Here is a 7,832-nt window from a genome sequence, read left to right on the forward strand (position 1 = left end):
CGAAGCAACCTAATGGTTTACTTGACGACTACATCGTCCATTGGAAGTTCCTTGACCTTACTGATCTCAAACAGTTGAACATGCACCGTGCGATGACCTGCATTCACACCTACGACTTTACCTTCCCCCAGTGAGGTGATAACCATCTTACCCACCTGAGGCAGCTCTTCTCGCATGCTTTCGTAGTTATCATGTTCAAACTTGAGGCAGCACATCAATCTCCCGCACAACCCGGAAATCTTTGTCGGATTCAGCGACAAACTCTGATCCTTCGCCATCTTAATAGATACCGGCTCAAAATCCCCCAGCCATGAGGAGCAACACAGAATACGTCCACAAGGTCCGATTCCGCCAAGCATTTTAGCCTCATCCCGTACGCCGATCTGCCGCAGCTCGATACGTGTACGAAAAATACTGGCCAAGTCCTTTACAAGCTCTCGAAAATCCACCCGACCTTCTGCCGTAAAATAAAAAATGATCTTATTGCGGTCAAATGTAAATTCTACATCTACCAGCTTCATTTTAAGGCCATGGTCTTTAATTTTATTTAAACACGTGCCGAATGCATCCTTGGCCGCCAATTTATTCTCTTCTACAACAAGAGCGTCATCATCCCCAGCAATCCGAATGACTTTTTTTAAGGGCAGGACAACATCCGAATCATTTACCTCTTTTTTGCCCACTACAACCTTGCCATATTCAATACCGCGCGCGGTCTCTACAATGACGCAGTTTTCTTTCTCCACTGGAAGGTCCAGCGGATCAAAATAATAAGTCTTGCCCGCCTTCTTGAAACGGACACCCACTACACTATACAAAAATTAACCCCCTTGTATGCCACTAAACCTCATTTGAAGCCGACATTGTACGAATGGCCGCAATTGAAGTCTCACTGTCGCACAAACCGGGAACCTGGCGTCGCGGATTGTGCAGAGTGGAACAAGCGCGCCTTCCTGTTAGCCGGTGATAGAACCGCTTGTATCGGACAACCCAATCAGAAGCTGCTCCACGCATAATTGTCCGTTGACGTGAAAAAGGAGCTTCTTCCTGCAATTCGCGGCCAAATCCATATAAGAGACCCATTGTTCCGTGCTGCGGGTGATTGCCAATTTGGAGACGGACTCCAAATGATCTATGAAAACAATGCTTTCGTGCCTTCCGTAACGGAAATGAAGCATATCTTTAAACCACAAATGAAACAGATGAAACAGAATATCCAGGTGTTCAGAAAGTCCAGTTTTAAAAATCTTCTGTTGAGCCAGAATAATAGACGAGCTACCCCGACTCATGGACTCCTTCACTAATTGTAACACTACGTTTCTAATTTCTGCAAACCAATTCTGCTGGAGAATTTCTCTACATGATTCCAGTCCTGAAGCAATATGAACGACCGACCGGACAAGCCCTGCCGTATAGCCTTCCCCAATTAATGCCTGCATCATCACTTCCGGCTGTAAAGCGTGGAAAGGAACCTGCTGCGTCCGTGATTGAATTGTAGGCAGCAACGCCTGTCCATTTTCAGAAATGAGTATACCGACCACTGGAATCTGGGGCTCCTCCAGAAATTTAAGTAAGCTATTAGCAGCTTGCACTGTCATGGTATCCGCCTGTCGAATGATATATACCTTTGGATTGGAGCTTTCAGATTTGTAAGAAAATATACGCTGAAGCCCGCGAATCTGATCAATTTTAATCGTAGCTCCATCTGGCTCTACAATATGCAAATCTGGGTGATTCCCGTGCTCTACCTTGCGGCATGACAAACACTCCCCACATGCATCATCTGTCTGTCGCTCACAAAATAAAGCCTTAGCAAAGATCTGCGCCATGTTCATCTGCCCGCTTCCCGGCGGCCCGCTAAAAACATAGGCATGGTTGACCGTATGATTCCGCAGTGCACTTTGCAGCATTTTTTTGGCTACATCCTGGCCCATTATATGTTGAAAAGACATATTTCCTCACTTTCTCCACTGAAAACAACTGTGATCCCTCAGCAAATCATTGTTTTTCCGGGCATGTACATAGTCAAAAATAATCTGCCAGCATGATCAGCAAGCAGATTATTTCTTCGTGGCAACAGCCCGTTTGTATTCATTTATAACATAAGTCTGCATTAAAATGAGAGATTAATCAGCAATCCTCTGATCTCACCGACCCCTTGCAAAAGCTCAATCTTGCCTTGCTCGGTTTCGAGCAGCTCATCCGCCATTTTGAGCAACAGCTCATCCACTTCATCAATCAGCTTATAACGTTTGCTGCGTCCCCGGCGATCCCAGCCCTTTGTGTCCTTCATGGACACGCCTCGCCGAACGGTATCTTCCAAAAACCGTTTAACCAGCATCTTATAAGCCTTCAGCTCACGAATCGTCATTGAACGTGCAAGACGATCTCCCTGCATTTGTATTTCCTTAAAGCGCCGATTCAATTCCTCCTGCGAAGCTTGCTCCCCATTTTGCTGCATAACGTCGGAGAAGCTCTTGGGCTGAATTGGCTTTGCACTCATTTCATTTGTAGACAATGTACTTTGTAAAGGGCGATAGCCCGGATTTATTTTCATATAAACCTGCTTTCTCCCCGGATGCTTCCACTTTCCCCCTTCATGAACAGTTCAACCTAGAACTCAGGGTTTCTTCGGCTTTCCGGGGACTGCGCTGTAGCGCTGCCGTTTTAGTGGATCTGCCCTCACTCTCATCATGTGAGAAGATACAGGCAATTCCCCTATCATATCGGCAGAATAGGCCCTATTGTGTAGATTCAGAAATGCTCGAAACGGTCTACAGGCATCACGAATACCGTCGCTCCACCCACCTGCACTTCCACAGGCAATGGTAAATAGGAGTCCGTCGTCCCGCTCATAGGGGTAACGGGTGTGACCAGCTGTTCACGAACCTTGCAACTGCTGCGAATGACATTCATTAATGAGTCCACCTGATTGTCATCAACACCGATCATAAATGTCGTATTACCTGCACGCAGAAATCCTCCTGTGCTCGCCAATTTAGTAGCACGGAAATTAGCTTTCACCAGTCCGCTGGATAATCTATTACTGTCCTTATCCTGTACAATCGCAATAATCAGCTTCATCCTGTATTCCTCCTTCAAGTCATATTAGAGACACCCTTGTCCCTAGCTTAATTTTACCGTATATCCTTCGACAATTATATGCTAAAATTCTGAACAAACCGCTTTTTCAGCAAATCCTTCAGCACTTGCTCCACCTGCTCTGGCGCCGGAGATGCATCAACAATTGTAATTCGCTCCGGAAATTTGCGGGCCAACTCCAAATATGCCTCTCTCACCTTATGGTGAAACGATATACTCTCCATATCGAGGCGGTCCATTTCTGCTCCTCGTGACGCATTAATTCTTGCCAATCCCAATTCGGGCTCAATATCCAGATAAAATGTGGCATCCGGCTCCCAATCATCCACCGCGAAGCGATTAATTGAAGCTACCTCTTCAATTCCAATCCCTCTTGCAAATCCTTGATAGACCAAGCTACTATCCACAAAACGATCACATAGTACGATAGCTCCCTGTTCAATAGCTGGCTTTACCTTCTCCACCAAATGCTGACGCCGCGCCGCCGCGTATAAAAGTGCCTCTGTTCGAGCATCCATACTGGTATGAGCAGGGTCTAAAATGATAGAGCGAATCTTTTCGGAAATTTCGATGCCACCCGGCTCCCTCGTCGTGATGACTGGATAGCCTTCTTCCTCCATAAACTTCGCCAGCCGTTGAATCATAGTTGTTTTACCGGAGCCGTCTCCCCCCTCCAGCGTAATAAAAATGCCTTTGCGATTCATGTTATTCCCTGCTTTCCTGCCTGAAAAATAAAAGTCACCCATAGGCTACGTATGCTTCTTTTATTCAGTCTTCTGTATTTGTTAAGTCTCTAGTATCTAATCTTTATTGTAAACGGAATACCCGAATTGTAAGCATACTTTCATCTGCTACCCCGTGCCACTTGGCTCTCAGCTCACGTAGACGACTCATACGCAGTGCAATCGCTTCTGTGATCGTTTCTCCTGCATATAGCAGCGGAATACCTGGAGGATACGGTATGATCATTTCAGCCGCTATCCTGCCAGCGGATTCGTCTACAGGCACGGTCTCCATCTGATCCGGGCTAATCGGTCGAAGCCCAAACGGCACCGGACTAGAGTATCCCTTCATTCTATCATTGTTCCACGTGGAAAAATCTAATTCGAGTCCTTGTTGCTCTTTCTCCGTTGACCCCGGCTCACCAGCCGTCTTCTTAAATCTTATATCATTATTTATATGCACAAGAGCCTGCAACAGGTGACTCGCATCCTTAGCCGTAGAGCCTAACGTAAACAATAAAACAACATGTTTCTCGTCACTCATCTCCGGAATACATCCGTAAGTCTCCAACTCATGCTTTAGTCCAAAGCCATCCAGTATACCCCATGTATCATACAGCACCAATTTAAAAGGGTCCTGGGTTGAATATCCGCTTATTCCTTCTTCAGCCCTTTCTAGGCTCTGAGCGTCTTCGTCTTCTCCATCTAGTGCCTGCTGTGTAGGTTCTAGCAAGCGAAAGCGTGGGAGCTGCTCCAGGCCCTTTCTAAAAGCATCTGCCGCTGCTAGGCCCACTGTAAAGGCATCCGCTCCATGAACCTCGATATACCATCTTGCCAAATCCAGTGAAGCCATTAACGGATAAGAAGGGCTAGAGCTCTGCACCATCGCCAACCGCTGACGAAGCAGTTCCCGATGAATTCTCTTTCCCTGCACATGTAACATGGCTCCCATGGTCATGGCTGGAAGCATTTTATGTGTCGACTGGACGACTACATCAGCCCCGCAGGATAGCGCAGAGGCTGGCAAACGAGGATGCAGCCCATAATGGGCACCGTGTGCCTCATCTACCAATAGCGGCACATGGGCTGCATGACAGGCCTTAGCCGTTGCCGTCAGGTCATGCCCCATCCCATAGTAATTAGGTAGTGTAAGTAACACCCCTTTAGCCGCAGGATAGGCCTTCAGTGCAACCTTTATTGTATCCGTCGTTGGGGCAACCGCCAGTCCGCCTAGTGTATCTATTTCCGGATCCAGGAATACCGCGTTAGCCCCTGACAGCATGAGACCGTTCAGGACAGATTTGTGTACATTTCTCTGTACCAGCAGTAAATCTCCCGGCTCCGTACATACAGTTAAAATCATAGCCAAATTACCGACCGTGCTTCCTCCAATTAGCCAAAAGCTTTCTTCAGCACCAAAGCACTTTGCAGCCAGTCCCTGCCCTTCACGAATCACATCTTCTGGGTGATGCAAATCATCCAGTCCAGTAATTTCTGTCGCATCAATAGACATCACTTCTTGCAACAGAGACGCAATATTTTCATGCTCATATACTTGTCCGTTTTTATGACCGGGTACATGGAAAGAAGCATTGTCCTGAGCCCGATAACGTATTAGAGCTTCCATTAATGGTGCGTGTACCGCCTTTTTCCCCATCATTCTGCAATCCTTCCAAACAAAGCTTTATATCTACCTTATTTTATCGTAAAATCAAGCGGAATCCTACTTTTACTCACAGAAAAAAAGGCCCGTATCGACAGACCTTGGAATGCCAATCCTTCAAAGACTAATTAGCAAAGGATATTATGCATTTTTCTGTACCCAGATTTGCTTTAGTTGATCAATAAAAAAATGATATTTGGCGTCAGTTGCATCTGTGTGCACCATTTCAGCTTCACACGTATCACAGATAAACTCGGAAACGATAAAAATGCCTTCATGCTTGTGCTGCCCGCATATAATGCAGCGGTGGCCGCCTTGATCATGCATATCCATCCCACCTTGTTTCTTTTACTATTAGTATGGGGCACTTTCTACTATTTTAAACCTTTTCATAGCCCAGTTCGACGATATACTCTATATATATTCCTTCTGGGCCATTATGGTGTTTGTACCCCGTATGTTTAAAAAACAGCCGTCTATGCCGATATAATAAGAAAAGCTCTTATGTATGGATACCCTTTCATCGGAGCCCTTGAACACATCATCAGTGATAGCCTTTCCAGTAATTATAGAGTAGGCTAGCCAACACTGGATGTCGATCATTCTGTATCTCTACAAACACGATTTAATGCTTATTTAAAGCGGCATGAGCGAAGTACCGTCCCTTTTTCCGGCTGTGGACGGGAAGCCACTTGTGATGCAGTAGATTAATGAAAGGACTGTTCGCATGACAGAGGAAACCGGAACCAAAGCTACCTACTATCACTACAAGCTCATTAAAAAAATCAGTATACCGCGTCAACTAATATGGAGTCACATCACACTGCCTATTATTATGCTTCTCTTTCTGCTTCTAGCCTTTTCCTGGACTAGCGTGTTTTTGTTTGCTCTTGCCTTTTTCCTAACCTTATGGGTACACTTCGTAATCTCACGATCTGTCCTATACATTGGTGGCGGAACATCCTTCCGCAAACGCTGGACATTCCACCGTAAATTACCTTGGCTAGGCTATATGACAGACCAGTACATAGGCTATAGCATCTTTCGTCGTGTGCACATACATACCCTCTGGATCGGTATCTGCTTATCAGCCGTATTCATTCTCTGGTCTCCACCAGCCTTTACTGTATCCTTACTCTTCTGGCATCTATGGCTTATTGCACCGCGTCTGTACATCCTAAGTCGGCTTACAGGCGAGAGAAAAGACGGCATGTTGAAGTTTACCGATGAAGATGCCTCATATTATCAACAGTAAATCTAACCACTTATATCCGTACAAATAGAAAATTCAGGCCAGAACTAACCTACAACGATCTAGACTGAAGCAATAAAAAAGGAGCAACCTCGACCGGTTACTCCTTTTTTTGTGACTTAACAACTATAATCGCTTTATTCTCTTATCAAGTAAACTTTTCCTCATCTTTATCTTCGTTATTCATGTAGAGCATTTGATCAATTGCAAAATATATAAAAGGAAGCTACTCCCTACTCAACGGCAGTTCTGAGTGCTTCCCCATATCCGATCTCTTCATTCATCATTATACGCAGCATACAATACGCTATGAGTTTAATATACATATGATCTACAATAAGTCCTATACTGCTTACTCGGTTGAAAACCGTGCCCTAATTAAGATCCACGCTTTTGCTCTTCACAACAGCCTTTCTGTCTTTTGGAACCAATACAGTAAAAGAACCATCATGCACAGACAAATGCACCATGTGTTTATTCTTCTGAAACACCTTCTGATTCGAGGTGGATAAGTTCGGTTCCTCAGTCCAGCCCCAAGCTGCAATCTCCTCTAGATATGGAGCAGGTAGACTATCACTTTCCTTCAAAGCTGGCAGCGCATAGCGAACATAGTCCATGTCCGAATTACTGCTGGCCCGATCAGTTTTATTAGCTTCTTTGGGAACCGGAAACGTCTTCTCGTTGGCAGCACCCTCAAACGATGTCCAAGAAGGCTCCTCTTCCATGCACCCGGTAAGAATCGCGACAGCGACACTGAATAGCACCAATAGAGCAAGCCATTTATTTCGCCGCATGATCTTCCCTCCTTACCAGCCTGATTGACTATGCAAAATCCTATGATGGAGTTTGCATAATTCTGCAATAATGCAGCGTGTGTGTATGGGATTCAATACCTATATTATACAGGGTTTACTCCTACATTCCGTAACAAAAATGTTACCTTCCTTTTGTAAGGATATTTCTAAAATTTATGTATATGCAAAAAAGAACCATAATCTCAATAAGATCATGGTCCTCTTTACTTGTTGCTTGGCGACGTCCTACTCTCCCAGGACCCTGCGGTCCAAGTACCATCGGCGCTGGAGGGCTTAAC

At 45.3% G+C, this 7,832-nt stretch carries 9 protein-coding genes; 1 reads left to right on the plus strand and 8 read right to left on the minus strand.

Annotated elements, in window-relative coordinates; translation table 11 throughout:
• Positions 1–17 precede the first annotated feature (17 nt).
• From AC5ELV_RS24255 to AC5ELV_RS24285, 7 genes are all read right to left on the minus strand, one after another.
• On the minus strand, positions 18–818 hold the full coding sequence (locus AC5ELV_RS24255) for a PSP1 domain-containing protein (protein ID WP_013308110.1): 801 nt from the start codon (positions 816–818) through the stop codon (positions 18–20).
• Positions 819–956: 138 nt separating this feature from the next.
• Complete coding sequence (gene holB, locus AC5ELV_RS24260; RefSeq protein ID WP_493432205.1) at positions 957–1,952, minus strand: DNA polymerase III subunit delta'; 996 nt, start codon at positions 1,950–1,952, stop codon at positions 957–959.
• 161 nt (positions 1,953–2,113) lie between these two features.
• Positions 2,114–2,557: a YaaR family protein gene (locus AC5ELV_RS24265; RefSeq protein ID WP_013308108.1), complete on the minus strand. Its 444-nt coding sequence runs from the start codon at positions 2,555–2,557 to the stop codon at positions 2,114–2,116.
• A 197-nt stretch (positions 2,558–2,754) separates the two neighbouring features.
• A complete protein-coding gene (gene darA / locus AC5ELV_RS24270; RefSeq protein WP_007427998.1) occupies positions 2,755–3,084 on the minus strand; it encodes a cyclic di-AMP receptor DarA in 330 nt (109 codons plus the stop codon).
• A 74-nt stretch (positions 3,085–3,158) separates the two neighbouring features.
• On the minus strand, positions 3,159–3,806 hold the full coding sequence (tmk, locus tag AC5ELV_RS24275) for a dTMP kinase (protein ID WP_013308107.1): 648 nt from the start codon (positions 3,804–3,806) through the stop codon (positions 3,159–3,161).
• A gap of 103 nt (positions 3,807–3,909) precedes the next feature.
• Positions 3,910–5,484 carry an aminotransferase class I/II-fold pyridoxal phosphate-dependent enzyme gene (locus AC5ELV_RS24280; RefSeq protein WP_493432206.1) on the minus strand — a complete coding sequence of 525 codons (1,575 nt, stop codon included), beginning with the start codon at positions 5,482–5,484 and terminating at the stop codon, positions 3,910–3,912.
• Between the two features lie 144 nt (positions 5,485–5,628).
• The gene (locus AC5ELV_RS24285; RefSeq protein WP_023986422.1) at positions 5,629–5,814 is read right to left on the minus strand and encodes a sigma factor G inhibitor Gin; all 186 of its coding nucleotides are present in this window, start codon (positions 5,812–5,814) and stop codon (positions 5,629–5,631) included.
• A gap of 400 nt (positions 5,815–6,214) precedes the next feature.
• Here AC5ELV_RS24285 and AC5ELV_RS24290 point away from each other — a divergent pair, with 400 nt between their 5' ends.
• Complete coding sequence (locus tag AC5ELV_RS24290) at positions 6,215–6,742, plus strand: hypothetical protein (RefSeq protein ID WP_493432207.1); 528 nt, start codon at positions 6,215–6,217, stop codon at positions 6,740–6,742.
• A 371-nt stretch (positions 6,743–7,113) separates the two neighbouring features.
• Here the strand turns inward: AC5ELV_RS24290 and AC5ELV_RS24295 are convergent, their stop codons facing one another.
• Entirely contained in the window at positions 7,114–7,533 is a 420-nt protein-coding gene (locus tag AC5ELV_RS24295; RefSeq protein WP_493432208.1) for a hypothetical protein, read from the minus strand.
• Between the last annotated feature and the right edge of the window lie 299 nt (positions 7,534–7,832).

Source organism: Paenibacillus sp. NMA1017 (assembly GCF_058895805.1).

What these genes read in the sequence shown, in the direction of transcription:
- darA (WP_007427998.1), bottom strand. Translation starts at nt 3,084, where the DNA reads ATGAAGCTGATTATTGCGATTGTACAGGATAAGGACAGTAATAGATTA.
- AC5ELV_RS24285 (WP_023986422.1), bottom strand. Translation starts at nt 5,814, where the DNA reads ATGCATGATCAAGGCGGCCACCGCTGCATTATATGCGGGCAGCACAAG.
- AC5ELV_RS24290 (WP_493432207.1), top strand. Translation starts at nt 6,215, where the DNA reads ATGACAGAGGAAACCGGAACCAAAGCTACCTACTATCACTACAAGCTC.
- AC5ELV_RS24265 (WP_013308108.1), bottom strand. Translation starts at nt 2,557, where the DNA reads ATGAAAATAAATCCGGGCTATCGCCCTTTACAAAGTACATTGTCTACA.
- AC5ELV_RS24280 (WP_493432206.1), bottom strand. Translation starts at nt 5,484, where the DNA reads ATGATGGGGAAAAAGGCGGTACACGCACCATTAATGGAAGCTCTAATA.
- holB (WP_493432205.1), bottom strand. Translation starts at nt 1,952, where the DNA reads ATGTCTTTTCAACATATAATGGGCCAGGATGTAGCCAAAAAAATGCTG.
- tmk (WP_013308107.1), bottom strand. Translation starts at nt 3,806, where the DNA reads ATGAATCGCAAAGGCATTTTTATTACGCTGGAGGGGGGAGACGGCTCC.
- AC5ELV_RS24295 (WP_493432208.1), bottom strand. Translation starts at nt 7,533, where the DNA reads ATGCGGCGAAATAAATGGCTTGCTCTATTGGTGCTATTCAGTGTCGCT.